Raw genomic sequence first — 18,291 nt, forward strand, 5'->3', positions numbered from 1 at the left:
GCACCGTCGAGGGCGGGCATGCCCGGCAGACGGCCCTCACGCCGGGGTGCGCGGCGACGTCGGCCGCGGGCATTCCGGTCCGCCCCGGAGCACGGCGAAGACGACGACGGCCGCGAGGACTGCGCCGGCCCCTTCCACCAGCGCACCGCCGACCGGGCCGTGACACCCGCGAGTGCTACTGACCGATCAAGTCTTTGTACTGGGCGGGCGTGAGAAGAGCCTGCAGGTCGGTGGCGTTGGCGACCTTGACCTCGGCGATCCAGCCGTCGCCGTACGGGTCGTCGCTGATCTGATCGGGCCCGAAGGTATCTGCCAGGCTTTCGTTCACTGCGGCGATCGTGCCGGCCACAGGCATGTACAGCTCGATGAGGGACTTGACGGACTCCACGAGGCTGAAGTTGTCGCCGGCCTCCCAGCTGCTGCCCACTTCGGGAAGCCTCACCCAGACCAGATCACCGAGCCGCTTCTGCGCGTAGTCCGTGATGCCCACGCGCACCCGGCCGTTGTCCAGGGACTGCACCCACTCGTGGTCTCGGGAGTAGCTGAAGTCGCTCGGAACATGAGTCATCGAAGCCTCCATGGCGTGACGTGCCGAGACACCCCGCCCGCTCAGCGGACAGAGGCTGTTGCGTGGCCCGCCCCCGGACATACCGGAACAGCGTGAGGGGTCTCCTCCAAGATCACCGAATGCCACGCCGAGACGCCGGCACGCCACCACTCCGGCACTTCCGCCGCATGACCCTCCGCCGCCTCGAACAACCCCCGGTACGACGCCCTCTTCTCATCCGACCGAGAAAAAATGAGCGAGCAGAAGGCGGATACCCAAAACCTGATTGTGTCTCAGGTGATCGCGGTCGGGTCGATCGGATCGACCCCGGTACGCGCGCACAGGCTTGGCTGGAGCGAGATCACGACGCGGCCGCGGGGCCGCTCGGCCGACGGCCGGGCCAGATGCACCGCATGAGTGATCCGCCAGTCGACCCCGGCACCGGCAAGCGCCCCGACACCGAGGGAAGCGGTCAGCTCGACAAGACCTTGATGCCGGCGTCCGTCTTGCCGTTCACAGCCGAGGACCTACCGCCAGTAGTGCCCGTTCGGTACGCGGTTGAGCGCGGCGACGCTGTCCGGGCCGGGTTCATCTCCGGAAGGACCGGCGCCCTTTGTAACCGATCGGTCGATATTCGATGGAGGTTGAATGAACCACCGCTCTCGGGTGACGTAAAGGATTAGTGAAGGGGCATCAGACGTCAGACGACTGATCTGTTCTTCTCGTGATGCGACGGAGCGGCGGACCGTACGTCCGTGTGGCTGGTGAGGGCAGCGTGACCGTCCTGGTGGAAGGCGCGCCGCGGCGTGGGCCGTCGAGTCTCCAGCCGTGATGACATGCGGCGAGTTGAGGTTGTGAAGAAAGCATGACGACCTGTGGCTGCCTCCCCCGCCGTGACCTGCGTCACCCGGCCGGGGCTGAACCCGTGGTTGACCCCGAGTCTCCTGTCTACGTGACGTGCCCATGCCCGTGTCGGGGGGTGCGGTCGAGACGAGATTCCGGACGGAGACATACATGCGAGTTCGAGCCATTCCCGCCGCCGCGAGCGCCCTCCTGGTGGCAACCCTGAGCCTGACCGCCTGCGAGGGAAACAAGGACGACAACGCCGGCAGTCAAAAGCCCGCATCCTCCGCGTCCGCCACTTCGAAGGGCAACCAGGGCAAGGACAACGGCGGCTCCGGTTCCGGCAACGGCGACAACGGTGGCAGCTCGAGCGGCGGCGGCAGCGCGACCGGCGGCGACACGGGCGGTGACGGCACAGGCGAGGACGCGCCCGGCGCCTGTACCAGCGAGAACACCGAGGCCGCGTTCTTCACCGGGGTGCCCGGGAGCGGGCAAGGGGGCGGAAAGGCCCAGGCCATTGTTCGGATCACCAACACCTCGGACAAGACCTGCACGATCGTCGGTCCCACCACGCTGAGCGCGTCGGACCAGAACGGCGGACCCGAGGCCGTGAACGTCGACAACGGGGTGGATGGCGGAGGCGAGGGCCTGGACGTACCGCCCGGCGACCCCGTCGCGGCCATGGTCGAGTACTGGGACTCCGGCGATGACGGCCGCGGCGGCACCGAGTGCCCCTGGGAGGCCAGCGAGGTAGGCATCGCGCTTCCGGACGACGACTCCCGCACGGTGCCGGTGCAAGAGGGGGCAGAGGGGATGGAACCCGAGGCCGGTGTCTTCACGGTCTGCAACGTCGACGAAGTGACGTTCGAAGAGTTCGCTTCCGCACCTGCTGAATAGGCAGCCCAAGTCCACCCTGGTGGGGCTCGTTGGAGTCAACGAGCCCCACCAGGAATGCCCTTCAGGGGTTCAGGCAAGGCCGGGCGGCGCCGTACGAGACCGCTGCCGGGCAGGTCGCGCGCTGACGACCACGTGGCCAGGAATGTGACGCGAGCACCCGGCTACGGCACCAGGGCCGGCTGTGCACAGGCAGACACTTCCTCAGACGGACAGGACGTGCGGGCCATCCGCCCCTCCCCGAAAGGGTGTTGTCAGGAGAAGTCCAGAGGCGGGGGACGGCGGGGCGTTGGCGCGTGCACGACACGCACATGTCGAGTCGATGAGCTTCGCGCCCGGTCGGTGCGTACGGGGGCAATCCGCCGGTACGGAGCGGAGGCTCCCGCCGATGCGGGCCGGATCGGCCGTGTGGGCCTACGCTGCGGCCCATGACGGAGATCGGCAGCGCAGGCACACCGGGAGCCCCGAAAGTGGCCGTGGTCACGGGAGCGGGGTCCGGCATCGGAAGGGCCGTGGCCCTCGAACTGGCCCGCGCCGGCTGGTCGGTGGCCCTGGCGGGCCGCCGCCTGCCCCCGCTGGAGGAGACGGCGCGTCTGGCGCGTGAGGGCGGCCGGACCCTGGCGGTCCGGACCGATGTCACGCGTCCGGACGACGTGGACTCACTCTTCGGCACGGTCCGCGAACACTTCGGGCGGCTGGACCTCCTCTTCAACAACGCCGGGAGCTTCGGCCCGGCCGTACCGCTTGAGGAACTGGCGTACGAGGACTGGCGGTCGGTGGTGGACACCAACCTGACCGGAGCGTTCCTGTGCGCCCAAGGCGCCTACCGGCTGATGAAGGATCAGGACCCGAGGGGCGGCCGCATCATCAACAACGGTTCGGTCTCCGCGCACGCCCCGCGGCCGGACAGCATCGCGTACACCGCCACCAAGCACGCGATGACGGGCCTCACCAAGTCCCTCTCGCTGGACGGGCGGGCGTACGGGATCGCCTGCGGCCAGATCGACATCGGCAACGCCGCGACCGAGATGACCGAGCGGATGCGGACGGGCATCCGGCAGGCGAACGGAACCGTGGCGGTCGAACCGGTGATGGACGCCGCGGACGTGGCACGGACGGTCCTGCACATGGCGTCGCTCCCGCTGGAGGCGAACGTGCAGTTCACGACGGTGATGGCAACGGCCATGCCGTACGTCGGACGCGGCTGAGAACGGGGCAGGGACAGGACTCCGCGACCGGGGCGACACCCGTCCACCATGGTGGAATTTGACCGATTCGGGCCACAATTCGACTGAGCGAGAGTATCTCCCTCCTTGGGTGGGGGCGCCGCGTTATGTTGCGGCATGCTCTCCAGGCAGAACTCGTCGGAGCCCTCCCCGGAGGGCCACCCGGCCGCACCGCCCACCCCCCGCACCGAGCCGCCAGGCGACGCTGCCGCGAGCGACGCCGTCGCCTGGCCCGCACCCGCCCCCGGCAACCCGCAGGCCGAGCAGGACACCGGAATGCTCCACGCGGCCCACGGATCGGCGGGCCGTCCCTCGTCCGCAGGCCGGGCGTTCCAGGTCTCCACGTCGGCCCCGTTCCTCGTGTCCGCCGCATCCCTGCGGACGACGAAAACGGCGAACTCCCCGGCTCCGGCGGACGTACCGGAGCGGGAACGGCCGCCCGTGGACGGGCGGGAGCGGGAACGGACGACGGTGCGCCCCCAGGAACGGGCGAGCGTACCGGGGACGGCGGGACGGCCTGAGCACGCCCGCGCCCAGGAACCGTCCCCGTGGCAGGGGCGGCCCGGTGGGCAGACGCGGGAGCGGCGGCAGACGCAGACGTCCGTACCGGCGTGGGCGCAGGCACCGGAACCGGCTCCGTCCCCTGCCACCGCACGGACGACCGGAGCAGAGCCGGCTGGGGCACGGGCGGCGGGCGCGCAGACGGCGAGTGCGCAGGCCGCCGCCGGGGCACGGACCGGCGCAGCGGGGTCCGCGCGGGCCGACGAACAGCCCGCGGCGCGGCCCTCGTACGGCCGCCGGGCCGCCTGGGTGATGGGGTCGGCCTGCGCCCTCTACGCCACCGGACTCGTCCTGAGCCTCACCGGCGCCACACCCATCGCGCCCCGGACCCTGCTGCCGCTGCCGGGCGTCCCCACCAGCGCGCCGATCGGCGGCAACGACCGGCCCTCGTGGTTCGGGGACGGCTTCGCCGGGCGCAGCGGCCCGGCCGCCTCGTCCAGCGCGAAGGAGGGCGCCGACGACGCCTCCGCGTCCGCGTCGCCCTCGGCCTCCGAGACGTCGGACGTCCCCGGTGCCACGTCGGCCTCACCGCCCGCGGACGGGAAGGGCGGCGGCGACGTTCCGCACCTGCCCGGCGACGGGTCGTCGCCGTCCACGCCTGCCCAGGACCCGACGTCCACACCGTCCGGCGGCGACGAACTGCCCAGCGGCGGGCCGACGTCGAGCGCTTCCACACCACCACCCGACCAGACCGCCCCGCCCACCGGCCCGAGCACGGGAGGTGGAGGCGAACCGCCGTCCGGCACGGGGTGAGGCTGAAACGGGGCGGCACGCGCCCCCTCCGGCTCCGGGTCTCCGGGTTTCCGGATCTCCGGGGCGGCGTGCGGCGTGGGCGGCGTGGGCGGGCCGAGAAGCGTTCCCATGCCCGGCACGACCACGGAAACGCGGTGAGCCCGGTTCGCGCGCGGGAATGCGGGACGCCAGAGCCATAGTTGCTGCGGTCATGGAGAAGCACACCGGGGCCGAGGTTCTGCGCTACACGGCCTTCTCGTCGCACCCTTCCGGAGGCAACCCCGCCGGAGTCGTCCTGGACGCGGCCGGTCTCGACGACGCGGCCCTCCTCGCGATCGCCGCCGAGGTCGGCTACAGCGAGACTGCCTTCCTCACCGCACCGCCCGAGGGCCTGGGCGGCGAGCCCGGCCGGGCGTTCACCGCCCGCTACTTCAGCCCGCTCGCCGAGGTCCCGTTCTGCGGGCACGCGACCGTCGCCACCGCCGTCGCGCTCGCCGAGCGGATCGGCCCCGGCGACCTCGTCTTCGCGACCCCGGCCGGGACCGTCCCGGTGACCGCGACCGCCGATGCGTCGTCCGGTGCGTTGCGCGCCACGCTGACCAGCGTCGAACCGCGCGTCGAGTCGGTCTCCGGCGAGGACGTGGCCGAGGCACTGGCGGCTCTCGCCTGGCAGTCGGCCGAGCTCGACCCGGATCTGCCGCCCCGGATCGCCTTCGCGGGCGCGCGCCACCTCGTCCTCGCCGCCGAGACGCGTGCGCGGCTGGCCGCGCTGGACTACGACTTCGAACGGCTCGGCACGTTCATGCGCCGACTCGACCTCACCACCCTGCAGTTGGTCTTCCGGGAGGCGGGCACGGTCTTCCACGTCCGGGACCCGTTCCCCGTCGGGGGCGTCGTGGAGGACCCCGCAACCGGCGCCGCGGCCGCGGCGTTCGGCGCGTACGCCCGCGAGCTCGGCCTCGTCCCGGACGACGCCCGGCTCACCCTGCACCAGGGCGACGACCTCGGGCGCCCCGGCCTCCTGGAGGTGGAGCTGCACGCGGGCGACCCCCGGGTCCGGGTCAGCGGCGAGGCGGCTCGTATCGACGCGTGAGACCCGCGCGTGAGAACGACGCGTGAGACCGGCGCGTGAGAACGACGCGTGAGACCGGATGGGAGGCACGCCGGACGCCCGCGAACGGACGGGGCGGACGCTCCGGACAGATCACGTACCCGCAACGCATCCCACGACGTGGAGGACCCCCGCCCTCGTCGCTGGGAGGGAGGGATGCGACGAGGGCGGGGCGGGCCGCGGAGCGGGGAGAAACGGCCCTGCGTCGAGTGAACCGCGCAATCCGCGCAGTGCCGAGAGCCCGCGCACGAATTACTCCGGCGGCATCCTCGCCGCCCCCAGCAGCGCCGGGAGTTCGGTGAGCGAGCCGATGCGCCAGTCCGCCTCGGCGGCCCCGGGACTCCCGGCCCACAGATGGCCCCACGGCCCGCGGCGGATGTGCGCCACCCGCAGCCCGGCCGCCTTGGCGGGGCCCACGTCGTTGGCCGGGTGGTCCCCGACGTACACGACGCGGTCAGGTCCGGTCCGCGCGAGACCGATCACACGCTCGAAGAACCCGCGCTCCGGTTTGGCCGTGCCCCACTCCCCCGAGGTGGCGATCGCGTCGGCCGGGAGGTCGAGGGCGCGCAGCAGTTGGGCGGCCCGCGCGCTCTGGTTCCCGGCGATCACGACCCGCAGCCCGTGCCGGCGCAGGTGCGCCAGCACGGGCCTGACATCGGGGTAGAGGTCGCTCTCCTCCAGGTGCTCCCCGCACCCCGCGTCCTCCCGCGCGCGGTACTCGGCGTCGACGTCGGCTCCGGGCCTGGCGATCCGGATGGCGTCCGCGCTGTCCCGCCCCTGCGCGACGACCGCCCCGACGAGCGCGGACAGCGCGTGCCGCGGCATGCCGAGCCAGTCCGCCCAGGACGCCCAGTAGCGGTCGTCGCACACCAGGGTCTCCCCGACGTCGAACGCCACCGTCTCGATCGCGTGGACAGCCATGCGGGCAGCCTACGACTCGGGCGCCTCCGTCACGTCGTCCACCACGTTCTCCACGACGTCGGCGACGACGCAGCTCACGTTGTCCGGGCCGCCCGCCCGTACGGCGAGGTCGATCAGTGCGCGGACGGCGTCGCCGGGCTCGGGTGCCGATGCGACGACCTCGCGAATGTCCTCGGCGCCGACGACGGCGGACAGCCCGTCCGAGCACAGCAGATAGCGGTCACCGGCCCGCACCTCCCGCACCCCGAGGTCGGGGGCGAACTCACCGCCGCCGCCCAGGGCGCGCAGCAGCAGCGCCCGCTGGGGGTGCGAGGCGGCCTCCTCGGCGGTGATACGTCCCTCATCGATCATCGCCCGTACGAGCGTGTGGTCGTGCGTGATCTGGAAGAACCGGTCACCGCGCAGGAGATACGCGCGCGAGTCGCCGATGTGGACCAGCCCGAGCCGGGAACCGGACCACAGCAGCGCGGTGAGCGTGGTGCCCGCGCCCTGCAACGCCGGGTCGGAGGCGGCGAGTTCGGTCACGCCGGCGTGGGCCCGGCGGGTCGCTTCCTCGAGGGAGTTCAGCAGGTCGCCGAGCGGGGTGTCACCGTTCTCGAGGGCCTTGAGGGCCTCGACGGCGACCGCGCTGGCCGGTGTGCCGGTCGCGGAACCGCCCGGCGAGCCGGTCTTCGCCGCTCCGGCCGTGTCCGCGGCCCCCGCCGCGGAGGGGTCCGCGCCGCCGAATCCGTCGGCGACGGCGAGCAGGCGCGGACCCGCGTACGCCGTGTCCTCGTTCCGCTCGCGCACGGTTCCGGTGTCGGAGGCCGCGGCGTAGCGGATGGCGAAGGCGGGACGGGAGCCGGTGGCGGTGAGGGCGTTGGTGGTGCCGTGGGTGATGGCATCCGACGTCATGGTGGTGTCCTTCCCTGACAGGTGGTCGATGAGGAAGGCGGCGAGATCGCGCCGTGCGACGGTGTCGCTCTCGATCTGCGCCCAGTACGAGCGGACCTCCGCGGCGGCGGCGCCGGGCGCGGCGTCGCAGACCGCCCGGATCCGCGCGAGCGGCATGCCCAGCCGCCGGAGCCAGGCCACCAGCCGGGCCCGTTCGAGCTGGGCCGGGTCGTAGAGCCGGTAGCCGGACGACGGGTCGACGCGGGCGGGCGTGAGCAGCCCCAGCTCGTCGTAGAGGCGCAGTGCCTTCGGCGAGAGGCGCGCCGCCCGCGCGAAGACCCCGATCGTCAGCAGCCCCATGGCCACTCCCCTCCTCATGCCGGGCAGGCCGCCCGGTCACCGCGATGCTGGAGCCTCCCCGAAGGGGAAGGTCAACGGCTTCCTTCTACCGGATCCTCTTCGGCGCGGCTCCGGCCCTACCGCGGCCCTGGCCTCCGGCGCGGGCTCCCGGCCGTACCGCGGCCCCTGCCCTCCGCGCCCGGTCCCGTGCCGCCGCTCGCCGCCCCTGCGCGCGCCCCGGCCCCGTGACCGGGATGCGACGCGGCGGCTCCCGCCTCACGCTGTACGTATGGCAGTGCACCACCCGCCCGTGATCGTGCACCCGCCGTCCCCCTCCGGTGGGCGACGGGTCACCGTGCACGGCCAGATCGTGGGGCTGGCGCACGGGCGCGGGGACGTGGCCGAGTTCCTGCGCGGGGCGGGGCTCGACCCGGCCGAGGTCTCGCTGGGCGACCCCACGCTCGTCGAATGGCGCGGCGGCGACATGGACCACTGGCCGCGGCCGGCCGCCTGACACCTCCCCCGCCGCCCCGCCGCTGCCGGGGATGCGGCGCTGGGCGACGAGGGCCTGGAGAAGAAGGCCCGAAGTAGCGGGGACGAGATCCGGGCCTGGCTGATCGGCCTCGTTGCCGCGCGGCGGCCGCTCGTATGGACCAGTTGCGGGCCCGCGCTCGCACGGATCGCGGGCATGGGCATGGGCATCGGGGCCACCTTCGGCACCGAGAACGGCTCGAGAAACCCTCCATACCGGTCGCCCACTCGCCGGCCGCGATCGAGGAGGGCGCGGCCCGAGTCGACACCTCCCGCGCAGCCCACGGCGAGGGAGCAGGCAACGGCTCGATCGAGCCGTTCCTCAGGTGGCCGCGCCGGCGGGGTGGGAGCACGGCTACGGTCTGTTCGCACTCCAGGACACCGCCGACGACCTGGTCCGCCCACCAGGACCGGCCGGTGCGGGTGGACCACGGGGCCCTCACCCTCGGCCACCGCACATGATCGCCGTGAACCACCCTGCGGAGGCAGCCGTGTACCCACCGGAGAGACCGGTGTCCACCCACGGAGGGAGTGGGGGACCAGGCCCGCTCGCGGGTGCTGCCCCGAACCACGATGGCGAACCTAGGCAACGAACCGTTCGGCAACCTGGGCGAGCGACTGCGCAGGGGGCGGCTTCGCGCATGTGTCGGGCGGGACGCGGAGCTGGATCAGTTCCGCGCCGTGCTGCTCGCCCCTCATTCCTGCGCCGTGTTCTTCCTGAGCGGTCCGGGAGGGGTGGGCAAGTCGACCCTCCTGCAACGCTTCGCCGACGAGGCCGAGCAGGCCGGGCGCATCGTCGTCGAGATGGACGGGCATGATGCCGAGGCCGTCCCGGCGGCCTTCGAGGCCGCCGCCGCCAAGGTCCTGACCGGTGACCGCGTGGTGTTGCTGGTCGACTCCTTCGAGGCGTACCAGCCGATCGAGGGCTGGCTGCGCGAGCGGTTCCTGCCCCGGCTGCCGGTGGGTTCCGTGGCCGTGTTCGCGGGGCAGCGGGCCCCGGGCGTGGAGTGGGCCGATCCGGGCTGGGACGACATCCTCCGCGTGATGCCGCTGTCGGATCTGCCGGAGGAGGACGCGCTGGCTCTTCTTCAGGCACGGGGTGTATCGGCCGCACACCACGCCGCGGTGCTCGACTTCGCGGGAGGCCATCCGCTCGCTCTCTCCCTGGCCGCCGAGGCCGCCAGGCGGGGCGACGGCGGCGACACGGAGTGGAGGCCGGGGCCCCATGTGATCGGAACGCTGGTGGGCCGGATCATCGGTGACGTGCCCTCGCCGGACCACCAGCACGCACTGGAGATCTGCGCGCACGTCGAGGCCACGACCGAGGGCCTGCTGCGGGCTGCTCTTCCCGGGGCGGACGCGGGCAGGTTGTTCGCCTGGCTGCGGGAACTGCCGTTCATCGATGCGAACCGCTTCGGGATCCGCCCGCACGACGTGGTGCGCGAGATCGTCGACGCCGACCTGCGGTGGCGCGACCCGCAGCGCTACACCGCCATGCACCGCAGGGTCTTCGGCCACCTCCTGGAGCAGGCCCGGACCGCGTCCGGTCCCGCCGTGCTCGAGTCCTCGGCGGCTTTGCTGCATCTCCAGCGCGGCGCGGGCTTCACGCACCAGAGGTTCACCGGGAAGAACAGGAGCCAGGTGTTCGAGGACGTCTTCCGGCCCGAAGACCGGCAGGCCGTGCTCGAACTCGCCGCCGTACGGCTGGATCCGGCGTCGGTGGCCCTTACCGCCTACTGGCTCGACCGGCAGCCGGAGGGCTTCAGCATCTACCGCGAAGCCGGCACCGGGGAGTTGACCGGCTTCATGGCGTGGCTGCGGTTCGTCCAGCCGAGCCAGGAGGACATGGCGGCGGATCCCGTCGTCGCGGTGGCGTGGGACCACGTCCGCCGGACGGCACCGCTGCGGGAGAAGGAGCACCTGGGAATCGCCCGGTTCATGGTCTCCCAGGACCTGGGACCCTCTCCGACCGGCGACCTCGTCAGCGCCCGCGTCCTGGCCCGGCTCATCCACGACGACCTGCTCGCCTGGTCGTGCACCGTGCTCCCCGACCCCGACCCCGACCCCGATCCCGGCCCCGGCCGGGGCCGGGGCCGCGGCCGCGGCCCCGGCGAACGGCAGACGAGATCCTCCTGCGCCCGCACGGACCCGCCGCCCGTCGCGCACGTGGGCGACCGGACGTACGGACTGTTCGGCCAGGACTGGCGGGCCGAACCGATCGAGGCGTGGCTCGAGCGGATGGACCTCGTCAACTCCGGCCAGGACCAGGCGGGCTGGACCACCGCCCGGACCACGCCGACCCGCCGCCTGAAGGTGCTCTCCCGGCCCGAGTTCGACGCGGCGGTCCGCAGTGCTCTGCGCTCGTGGAACCGGCCGGACGTCCTGTCGGCCAATCCGCTCGTCCGCACCCGGCTGGTGGCGGACGTCGCCGCGACCGACCCGGTCGAAGCGATGCGGACCGCCGTGTCCGAGAGCATCGAGAAGCTGGGTGGCGACAGAGGCGGGGAGAAGCTGCGCCGGGCGCTGACGGCGACGTTCCTGAACGGCACCCTCACCCAGGAAGCCGCGGCGGAGCGGCTCGGCCTTCCCTTCAGCACCTACCGCCGTCACCTCACGCGCGGATTCGAGCAGCTCTGCGACCTGCTGTGGCACCGGGAGTTGCGCGGAGCCGGCCCATCGGTACCGAGGCCGCGCGCGAGTTCGGCGCAGGATGCGCAGGGCCGCGTCGAACTGAGCAGTGATTGGTCTGTTGGGTGAGCAATCCCCTCCTTCAGGATGACGATGCAGATCGCCCGTCGTCGGTGCCTGCGCTGCGGCTGTCAGCTGCGCGACCCCCTTCCCCACGCCCCGGGACGTACGGACGGTCCGGACGCGGCCCCGGCACAGGTCGACCGGCATCTGCGCGCGGCGGGGCCGATGGCGCCGGAGAGGGCATCGCCTCGCATACGCCGGCGTGTGCTCGAAGGGGGGCGCTGAGCCCGATCCGAGCCTGAGCTGCCGCGGCGCGGCCTCATGCGCCCTCGTTCCGCTTCCGCCCTGTCCACCCCACCGCCATGGGCCTCCGCGTCCCCGGCGAGGAGGAGAAGTCCATGTCCGATCACCACCAGGCCGACGCGGACGCGCAGAGCGGCCGGTCGACCCCGGGATCCACGTCGCGCGAACCCGAGCCGACCCCCGGATCCACGTCGCGCGAACCCGAGTCGACCCCCGGATCCACGTCGCGGGAGCCCGAGTCGCCCCCGGGCCGCGATTCGTCGTCCGCCTCGGGCTCCGATTCGTCGTCCGCCTCGGGTACGAGGTCCGGAGCCTCGGCGGACGCGGCAGCCATCGCCGCATGCCTCACCGGCGGCACGCCATCCTCGCGTCCGGCTGAGGAAGGTGATGCGGCGTCGGGCGAGGGCGCCGTCAACGCCGGTACCGACGGAGCGTCCCCGACTCGCCCTGCGGCGCCGGAGTCCGGCGCCGCCAGCACGGGCGAGAGCGGGGGCTCCGCGAACGCGGCCACCGACACCGGTACCGCCGCCCGCGCCACAGACCCCGGCTCCACCACACAGCAGAACAGCGGCGACACGAGCGGTGCCGCGGCACAACCCGAGGCCCGCAGCGACAACAACGTCGCCTGGGGGGCGCTCACCCGCAGTATCAGGGGCGCCGCCGCCACGGCGGCGAGCGACAGCCGGTCCGGGGACGCCGGGGGCAGGGCTGCGGCCGCCGCGGCGAGTCCAGGCTTCCCCGGCCGCCCCAAGAAGCCCGTCCTCGCGGGTGCCGCCGTGGCGGGGGCCGTCCTGATCGCCCTGCCGCTGCTCGTCATGGCGCTCGACGACGATGACCGCAAGGAGACGGCCTCCTCGTCGGCACCCGCCGACACCGTTCTCGAGGACGACCGGTCCCGGGCGGGAGCATTCGTCCCCGAATCCCCTTCCCCCAAGAAGACGAAGCCGAAGAAGAAGCCGCCGGCCCGGTCGCCGAAGGCGGCCGCGCCTCAGACGGCGGCTCCGAGCCCGTCGAAGCCGGCGAAGAAGAAGAAAGCCGCGGCGAAGGCGCCTTCCGACGGTTTGCCGGCGACCAGGACCCGGGTGCTCATCAAGAACCTTACGAACGCGACCTGCGCCGACGTTCCCGGGGGCGGCTACGGCTACGCGGACGGTCCGATCCATCAGGCGGTGTGCAACAGCACCACCGAGGACAACCAGCTCTGGAACCTCGAGAAGAAGTATGAGAACGCCGGTCCGGGCGGCTCGGCCCTGTTCGTCATCCGAAACACCAAGGACGGCATGTGCATGGACCTGCCCGGCAACGAAGGCGCACCCGTCGCAACAGCCGTGACGGAGTTCCCGTGCAACGGCTCGACCTCTGACAACCAGTTGTGGTGGTTGGACAAGAAGGCCGACGGCCTGTACTGGATTCGCAATTTCGCGAGCAACCATCAGTGCCTGGACTCGCAGACGGCCGACAACGAGGACCGGAACTTGATCGTTTACATTTGCCGGCCCGAGAGCCAGAACAACCACCAGTGGTACTTCACCCGCAGCTGACGGACGGTTGGCCTGGCACGACAAGCGACTGCCGCGGCCCTGTGAAAGGGGCGCGGCCGTCGTACGTCAGGGGCGGTGCGTAAGCCCCGCCGCGGCTCGAACAGCGCGGGCGGCCTCACGCCGCGTCGTGAGGCCGCCCGGCAACGTCGTCAGAGCGCGTCGTCAGAGCGCGTCGTCAGCCGTCCGCTTCGGCGGCGGACACCAACTCACGGAGCATGTGCGGCTCCACCGTCATGCTCACCGGGCCGGAGGGATTGACGTAGATCAGGTGGCCTTCGGGCAGCTGGTCGAGCAGTTCCGCGGCCTTCACGGTCCTGAAGGACAGCCTGCCCGCCGCGTTCAGGTGCTCCGGTGCGGTGAAGACGGGCACAACCGGCGTCGCGTCATCCGGAGCGACCGCGGACACGGGACCACCTCCCGGTGCGAGGAACACAGCGACCTCCGCCATGGCCAACGTTCGGGCCACGGCGTCCGTCGGGCCGTAGCCGGTCGCGGCGAGCTGCACCGCGGCGTCCACCGGATCCACCGGTTCGGGCCACCCCAGCGCCGACGGGGACGGACGGTACTCCTCGTTGTCCCGCCACTCGACGATCTCGCCGTGCTCGTCCGACCTCCACCGGCCGACCAGGGCCCATTCCGGCGGGGCGCCCTCGCCGGACCACGTGGGGTCGGCCATCGCGAACCAGTGGCCGGGCGCCTGCCGCGCCGCCTCGCGGATGTGCTCCGGAACGGGCGGCATCCCTTCCGCGTCGTCGCTCCCGGACTCCGCCACTACGGTCAACCCGTCGGCTTCCAGGCCTTCTTGCGTCTGTTGCGGTGTCCGATGACCCGACGGCTCCGTGACGTCCGGAGCCGTCGGGTCCGGCTCCCGTGCGATGTCCCCGCCTGGCGTGCCGGTCATGTCGTTCTCCACCGTCCACTCGTACCGGTTGTGCTCTCCGATGGGCCCCCGCGTGAGGAACTCACCCTGCTGTGTTGCGCGGCATCGGCGGCCCTCGCCCGACATCCTGCGTCATCGGGCCCGAGGGCGGGTTCCGCCGCCTTCTCCAAGGCCTCGCCTTCTCCAAGGCCCCGTGGGCTGGTGCCGGGTCTGAGCGATTGCTGTGGCGCACGTGGTGTCTACGGTGTCCGGCAACCTCCGGTTCACGCCGGAGGAGCGGAACCGATGCCCAGCACACCGGCGTTCGGCAACGCTCGCGATCAATACACCTAGAGGGCCGGGGGGATACGACCGGAACTGATCTGGTCGATCAGATCCTCCATGTCACTGCTCATCTCCTCCGTGTCGAGCTGCTGCCGCAGATCCCGCCCGATCCTCACTGTCGTCGCGGCGGAGGCCGGGTTGGGGACGAGCATGCCGTTCGGAAGCGCATCGCCGGTCATGGCCTTCCAGATCTCCGACGCGAAGCTCGCGCAGTTGTACGAGGCGAGTTGGTACGAGGCATCGACCCGGGCGAGAGCAGCGCGGTAGCCGCGCAACACCTCCTGGAGACCGACGGTGGCCGTCGTCTGCTCCTGGGCGCCCCCGTGACCGTCCGGGCAGATGATCTCTCCCGGGACGCTGGGGCCGGTGACCTGCTCGACGGGATAGAAGCCGAACGTCTGCGAACGTCCGAGAGGGGAGATGAGTTCGAGCCAGACGTGGCCCACCTCGCCGCCCCAGAAGTCCCTACTCGTCCAGGACGCGCCGGGGTCGATCTTCGCTCTGAGGATCCACTCCCCGCCGCCGGCATTCGGCGATCGCATGGCTTTCACGATCAAGGTGCGCAGAGCCCGCAGACTCTTGTGGTACGGCAGAGCCTCGGCCTCCGGGCCCGCCGTTTCGCCGGAACCCGCTCCGGATTCGGATCCCGCATCGGACTCGTCGTCCGAGTCCGACACGTCCGAGTCCGAATCGAAGAAGGAATCGGGCCACGCGGCGCCGGCCCGCTGCTGCCCGGGCTCCTGCGGGACGGTCGACACGAGTCCGCCCAGAGGGTCTCCGGCGGATACCAGGAAGTCACTGTGCGGCAGGGGCGGTTGGGAGGCGGCTGCCTCGCCTTCGCCCTCCTCGACGATGACGCCGGGCGGTTCCGATGTCTGTCCCCCGGGCTCGCCGGGGCCGGCCGTCTCGTCCTCGGCGTTCCTGAGGGCCGGTGCCGGAGGGGCGGGCCGCCGACCCTCCGGCAGGGCGCTCTGCGGGATGCTCGTGCGGTTCTCCGGCAGGGAGGAGACAAAGCCCGTGGGACTCCCGTCGGCCCGTTCGTGGGTGTGGAGCCGGACCGGCTCACCGTCGTCCGTGGCCGGAGTCAGGGAGACATCGCCCTCAGCCAGGTGCACCCCGAGGCCGGTGGCCTCGTGGATCCGCTGGGCCACAGCAGCCTGCCGCGCGGGGTCCGCACCGGAGAAGCAGGGAGTGAGCAGGATGTCCGTGGCATCGGCCGGCAACGCGTCCTTGAGATGGGCCAGCAACTCGTCCGTGCCGAAGACGACCGGCTTGTCGCCGTCCGTCGCACCCCTGAACCGTCCGTCGCCGGAACCGTGCGACCCCCAGACCACGACCTTGGCGTCCGGCGCCACCGGTAGCCGGCGCTGCGTGCTGACCAGCTCGCCACCGGTCCCTCGCCACCACTGCGTGTACTGCCGCAGCCCCGACGCCTGCCGGTAGGCGTCCCGGCGCGGCGCGGCGTCGTCCCGAGTGAAGGACATCAGACCGGTGGTCCGGCCCTGGTCGTCGACGAGCTTCTCTACGACCACCCGTGAACCCGGCGCATCGCGCCAGGGATCGGTCGGGGAATCCGCCGACCCCGCGCTTTCGCCGGCGTTGCGGAAGCGGGCACCGGGGTAGGCGGGTGAGCGGGCGGAGTCGTCGAGTGCGGGGGCACGCCGGGACGTCCCGGCTTCGGCTCGGCCGGGAGGGGCGGTCGCCTTGCCGTCATGCGGTGGCGCGGTCCGTAGCGGCGTCACCGATCCGGCGAGGTAGTGGTCGCCGTCGCGGACGACGACGGCGGGGGGCGCGGAATCGGTGGTGCGGCCGTCCTCGGGGCGCCCGTGGAAGGTCACCTCACCGTCCGGGCCCACCACCGCGATGTCGACGCCGAGTTCGCGGGAGACGACCTTCGGGAGCACCACGTCCAGCAGGCCGTCGCCCTCACCGCCGTACGAGGGATCCCGACGGAGCAGGCGGAACCGCTGGGCCGGACTCAGACCCGCGTCCGAAGCCGGAAGCACATCGCCGAGGAGGGCGCTCTGGGCGCGCTGCGAGGAGTTCAGCTCGACGCCGATCGCCTCCAGCAGGTCCACCGGGATGTTCCGGCCTCCGTCCAGGGGAGGCAACCCGCCCGCGGGTACGTCGTCATCGGTGACGTGCTCCTCGAGCCAGTCCGCGAACGCCTCGGGCGAGTCGATCCCTGCGTCCGCGACCGCGGCTGGGGCCGCGTGACGAAGGGCGGACAGCAGGGTGTCCGCGAAACGGTCTCCGTCGGCCGACGGCTCGTGCAGCGAGAAGGGCGTGCCGTCGAGCACCGCGGTGTCGGGTCCGGTACGCCGGTAATCGCCGCGCGGTGCGACGTCCTCCAGCTCCGCCCCGGTGTCGGCTTCTCCGGTGTCGACCTCGCGCGTGTCGACCTCGCGCGTGTCGACCTCGCGGGTGTCGACCTCTGCGGTCGAAGGACTCTGTCCTGCGGAACGCTCCCGCACCACCGAGGTCTCCGGCAACGGCTCCGAAGCAGTAGCGCGGGGACTCAACTCGTCTTCGCGCGTGATCAACTCGCCCTGGGGTGCCGGAGCCTGAATGGGCGGCCGGAAGGGCTCGGTGTTCCGGAGCAATGTCTCTGCCATCTGCTCCACGGAATAGCCGCCCTGGAACAGCGACGCCAACTCCGGCGTGACCACCGGCCGGAATCCCTGTTCGATCAGCAGCTTGTGCAGCAGCAGGTGGACGTTGAGCCGCCGGTTGGTGTCGTGGAAGGGGTGTATGACCTGCAGGGCACGCACTACCTTGCCGATCGCCGCGAGCCTGCTCAGGTCGTTGTCCGCCTGCGCGGCCTCGGTGTAGTAGCGGTCGAATGCCAGGTCGACCAGCCTGGGCACCTCGCCCACCGCATAGTTGGTCTGGAGGACGGGCTTGCCTGTGGAGAAGGTCTCCAACGCCGTGATCGGCTTGGCTGCCGTGGAGGGCCAGTCGTAGGTGCCCAGATCGAGGGCCAGCCGCCGGCCGCCCAGTTCCTCCTCCAGGAGGTCCTGACTGAGTTGGGTGTTACGCAGGGGGAAACTGGTCGGCTGACCTCCCGACCAACCGGGTTTCGCATCCAGTTTGGCGACCACCAGATTGTGCATCCGGAGGTACTCGGAGGCGTTCATCCGCCTCGCCGGCCCCTCCGGCGAGTCCAGGGTCGCGCGATAGGCGTCGACCATGCTCTGCTGGAAACCCGGTGACCGCTGCCGGTCGTAGAGCTGCCCCGGATCGTGCGGGTACAGCTTGAGCGCCAGAGGGTGATCGCGAGGGTCGATGTAAAGACGCCACCAGTCTCCTTCCGGCATCAGCTCCGACAACCGCGGTGGTACGGGGCGCGGCCCGCTCCCATCGACAACGCCATGGGCCCCGTACTCGGAGTCACGCGGCGTTGCCGGGGCCTCCAGCTCGGTGCCATGCCCGGCCGGTCGCGATGGACCGGACCGGTCGGGCGTGCTCTCCGGCCCGAGCCCACCGTGGCGCAACGGCACAGCGAACAAGTCCTCGTCGTCGGAAACGTCCTCCGATACACCCGACATCTCTTCGGGCGTGCCCTCCGGCCCGACAGCACCGCGGCTCAACGGCGCAGCGAACAAGCCCTCGTCATCAGAGTCATCCGTGGGTTGCGGGGTGGTGGGCGGGGCGTGTGTCGCGGGTGGCTCCGGGACGGTCGTGGTCGTGGGGGGTGCGGCGAGCAGGTCGGTGAAGTCCCCGAAGTCTTCCGAGTCCGAGGCCGTGTCCGAGGCGGTGTCCGAGGCGGTGTCCGAGGCGGTGTCCGAGGCGGTGTCCGAGGACTCGGTGGTCTGGGGCGGGGCGGGCGGAGAGATGGGGTCCGGGTCCAGCAGACCACCGAAGTCGGTGAAGTCTTCCGTGTCCGAGGTGGTGTCCGCGGGCTCGGTGGTCTGGGGCGGAGTGGTTGAGGTGGTTGGCTGCTGCTGGTGGACGGTCGGGACGGTGCTGCCTGG

Annotated in this window: 15 protein-coding genes; 9 read left to right on the forward strand and 6 right to left on the reverse strand. The window is 72.0% G+C overall.

Annotation, left to right across the window (positions count from 1 at the left end; translation table 11 throughout):
- Positions 1–175 precede the first annotated feature (175 nt).
- Positions 176–568, reverse strand: coding sequence for a glycine cleavage system protein GcvH (gcvH, locus tag ABZ822_RS21300; protein ID WP_360856205.1), 393 nt, complete (start codon positions 566–568; stop codon positions 176–178).
- Positions 569–799: 231 nt separating this feature from the next.
- Between gcvH and ABZ822_RS21305 the strand changes: the two genes are divergently transcribed.
- From ABZ822_RS21305 to ABZ822_RS21325, 5 genes are all read left to right on the forward strand, one after another.
- A complete protein-coding gene (locus ABZ822_RS21305; protein WP_360856207.1) occupies positions 800–964 on the forward strand; it encodes a hypothetical protein in 165 nt (54 codons plus the stop codon).
- Positions 965–1,561: 597 nt separating this feature from the next.
- A complete protein-coding gene (locus ABZ822_RS21310) occupies positions 1,562–2,287 on the forward strand; it encodes a DUF4232 domain-containing protein (protein WP_360856210.1) in 726 nt (241 codons plus the stop codon).
- Positions 2,288–2,712: 425 nt separating this feature from the next.
- Positions 2,713–3,492, forward strand: a complete 780-nt coding sequence (locus ABZ822_RS21315; RefSeq protein ID WP_360856213.1) for an SDR family oxidoreductase — start codon at positions 2,713–2,715, stop codon at positions 3,490–3,492.
- A gap of 135 nt (positions 3,493–3,627) precedes the next feature.
- Positions 3,628–4,824, forward strand: coding sequence for a hypothetical protein (locus ABZ822_RS21320; RefSeq protein ID WP_360856216.1), 1,197 nt, complete (start codon positions 3,628–3,630; stop codon positions 4,822–4,824).
- A gap of 190 nt (positions 4,825–5,014) precedes the next feature.
- Positions 5,015–5,896, forward strand: coding sequence for a PhzF family phenazine biosynthesis isomerase (locus tag ABZ822_RS21325; protein WP_360856219.1), 882 nt, complete (start codon positions 5,015–5,017; stop codon positions 5,894–5,896).
- Between the two features lie 270 nt (positions 5,897–6,166).
- On the opposite strand, the gene ABZ822_RS21330 is transcribed toward ABZ822_RS21325, so the two are convergent.
- Entirely contained in the window at positions 6,167–6,835 is a 669-nt protein-coding gene (locus ABZ822_RS21330; RefSeq protein WP_360856222.1) for an HAD family hydrolase, read from the reverse strand.
- A 9-nt stretch (positions 6,836–6,844) separates the two neighbouring features.
- Entirely contained in the window at positions 6,845–8,068 is a 1,224-nt protein-coding gene (locus ABZ822_RS21335; protein ID WP_360856225.1) for a MerR family transcriptional regulator, read from the reverse strand.
- Between the two features lie 268 nt (positions 8,069–8,336).
- Between ABZ822_RS21335 and ABZ822_RS21340 the strand changes: the two genes are divergently transcribed.
- The gene (locus ABZ822_RS21340; RefSeq protein WP_360856228.1) at positions 8,337–8,561 is read left to right on the forward strand and encodes a hypothetical protein; all 225 of its coding nucleotides are present in this window, start codon (positions 8,337–8,339) and stop codon (positions 8,559–8,561) included.
- Between the two features lie 548 nt (positions 8,562–9,109).
- A complete protein-coding gene (locus ABZ822_RS21345) occupies positions 9,110–11,335 on the forward strand; it encodes an AAA family ATPase (RefSeq protein ID WP_360856231.1) in 2,226 nt (741 codons plus the stop codon).
- Positions 11,336–11,675: 340 nt separating this feature from the next.
- Here the strand turns inward: ABZ822_RS21345 and ABZ822_RS21350 are convergent, their stop codons facing one another.
- A complete protein-coding gene (locus ABZ822_RS21350; protein ID WP_360856234.1) occupies positions 11,676–11,906 on the reverse strand; it encodes a hypothetical protein in 231 nt (76 codons plus the stop codon).
- Positions 11,907–12,348: 442 nt separating this feature from the next.
- Between ABZ822_RS21350 and ABZ822_RS21355 the strand changes: the two genes are divergently transcribed.
- Positions 12,349–13,113: an RICIN domain-containing protein gene (locus ABZ822_RS21355; RefSeq protein WP_360856237.1), complete on the forward strand. Its 765-nt coding sequence runs from the start codon at positions 12,349–12,351 to the stop codon at positions 13,111–13,113.
- A 175-nt stretch (positions 13,114–13,288) separates the two neighbouring features.
- Here the strand turns inward: ABZ822_RS21355 and ABZ822_RS21360 are convergent, their stop codons facing one another.
- Together ABZ822_RS21360 and ABZ822_RS21365 are read right to left on the reverse strand one after the other, a co-directional pair.
- Positions 13,289–14,014: a type VII secretion system-associated protein gene (locus ABZ822_RS21360; RefSeq protein ID WP_360856240.1), complete on the reverse strand. Its 726-nt coding sequence runs from the start codon at positions 14,012–14,014 to the stop codon at positions 13,289–13,291.
- 308 nt (positions 14,015–14,322) lie between these two features.
- Entirely contained in the window at positions 14,323–17,634 is a 3,312-nt protein-coding gene (locus ABZ822_RS21365) for a hypothetical protein (protein ID WP_360856243.1), read from the reverse strand.
- Between the two features lie 394 nt (positions 17,635–18,028).
- On the opposite strand from ABZ822_RS21365, the gene ABZ822_RS21370 reads away from it, so the two are divergent.
- Positions 18,029–18,291, forward strand: a 263-nt coding sequence (locus tag ABZ822_RS21370) for a hypothetical protein (protein WP_360856246.1), incomplete at its 3' end; no start/stop codon positions are given.

It is taken from the genome of Streptomyces sp. NPDC047108, from assembly GCF_040643575.1.
Taxonomy (GTDB): Bacteria; Actinomycetota; Actinomycetes; order Streptomycetales; family Streptomycetaceae; genus Streptomyces.

What these genes read in the sequence shown, in the direction of transcription:
- ABZ822_RS21335 (WP_360856225.1), bottom strand. Translation starts at nt 8,068, where the DNA reads ATGGGGCTGCTGACGATCGGGGTCTTCGCGCGGGCGGCGCGCCTCTCG.
- ABZ822_RS21305 (WP_360856207.1), top strand. Translation starts at nt 800, where the DNA reads ATGAGCGAGCAGAAGGCGGATACCCAAAACCTGATTGTGTCTCAGGTG.
- ABZ822_RS21315 (WP_360856213.1), top strand. Translation starts at nt 2,713, where the DNA reads ATGACGGAGATCGGCAGCGCAGGCACACCGGGAGCCCCGAAAGTGGCC.
- ABZ822_RS21330 (WP_360856222.1), bottom strand. Translation starts at nt 6,835, where the DNA reads ATGGCTGTCCACGCGATCGAGACGGTGGCGTTCGACGTCGGGGAGACC.
- ABZ822_RS21350 (WP_360856234.1), bottom strand. Translation starts at nt 11,906, where the DNA reads ATGGCTGCCGCGTCCGCCGAGGCTCCGGACCTCGTACCCGAGGCGGAC.
- ABZ822_RS21325 (WP_360856219.1), top strand. Translation starts at nt 5,015, where the DNA reads ATGGAGAAGCACACCGGGGCCGAGGTTCTGCGCTACACGGCCTTCTCG.
- ABZ822_RS21360 (WP_360856240.1), bottom strand. Translation starts at nt 14,014, where the DNA reads ATGACCGGCACGCCAGGCGGGGACATCGCACGGGAGCCGGACCCGACG.
- ABZ822_RS21340 (WP_360856228.1), top strand. Translation starts at nt 8,337, where the DNA reads ATGGCAGTGCACCACCCGCCCGTGATCGTGCACCCGCCGTCCCCCTCC.
- ABZ822_RS21320 (WP_360856216.1), top strand. Translation starts at nt 3,628, where the DNA reads ATGCTCTCCAGGCAGAACTCGTCGGAGCCCTCCCCGGAGGGCCACCCG.
- ABZ822_RS21365 (WP_360856243.1), bottom strand. Translation starts at nt 17,634, where the DNA reads ATGCCGGAAGGAGACTGGTGGCGTCTTTACATCGACCCTCGCGATCAC.
- gcvH (WP_360856205.1), bottom strand. Translation starts at nt 568, where the DNA reads ATGACTCATGTTCCGAGCGACTTCAGCTACTCCCGAGACCACGAGTGG.
- ABZ822_RS21310 (WP_360856210.1), top strand. Translation starts at nt 1,562, where the DNA reads ATGCGAGTTCGAGCCATTCCCGCCGCCGCGAGCGCCCTCCTGGTGGCA.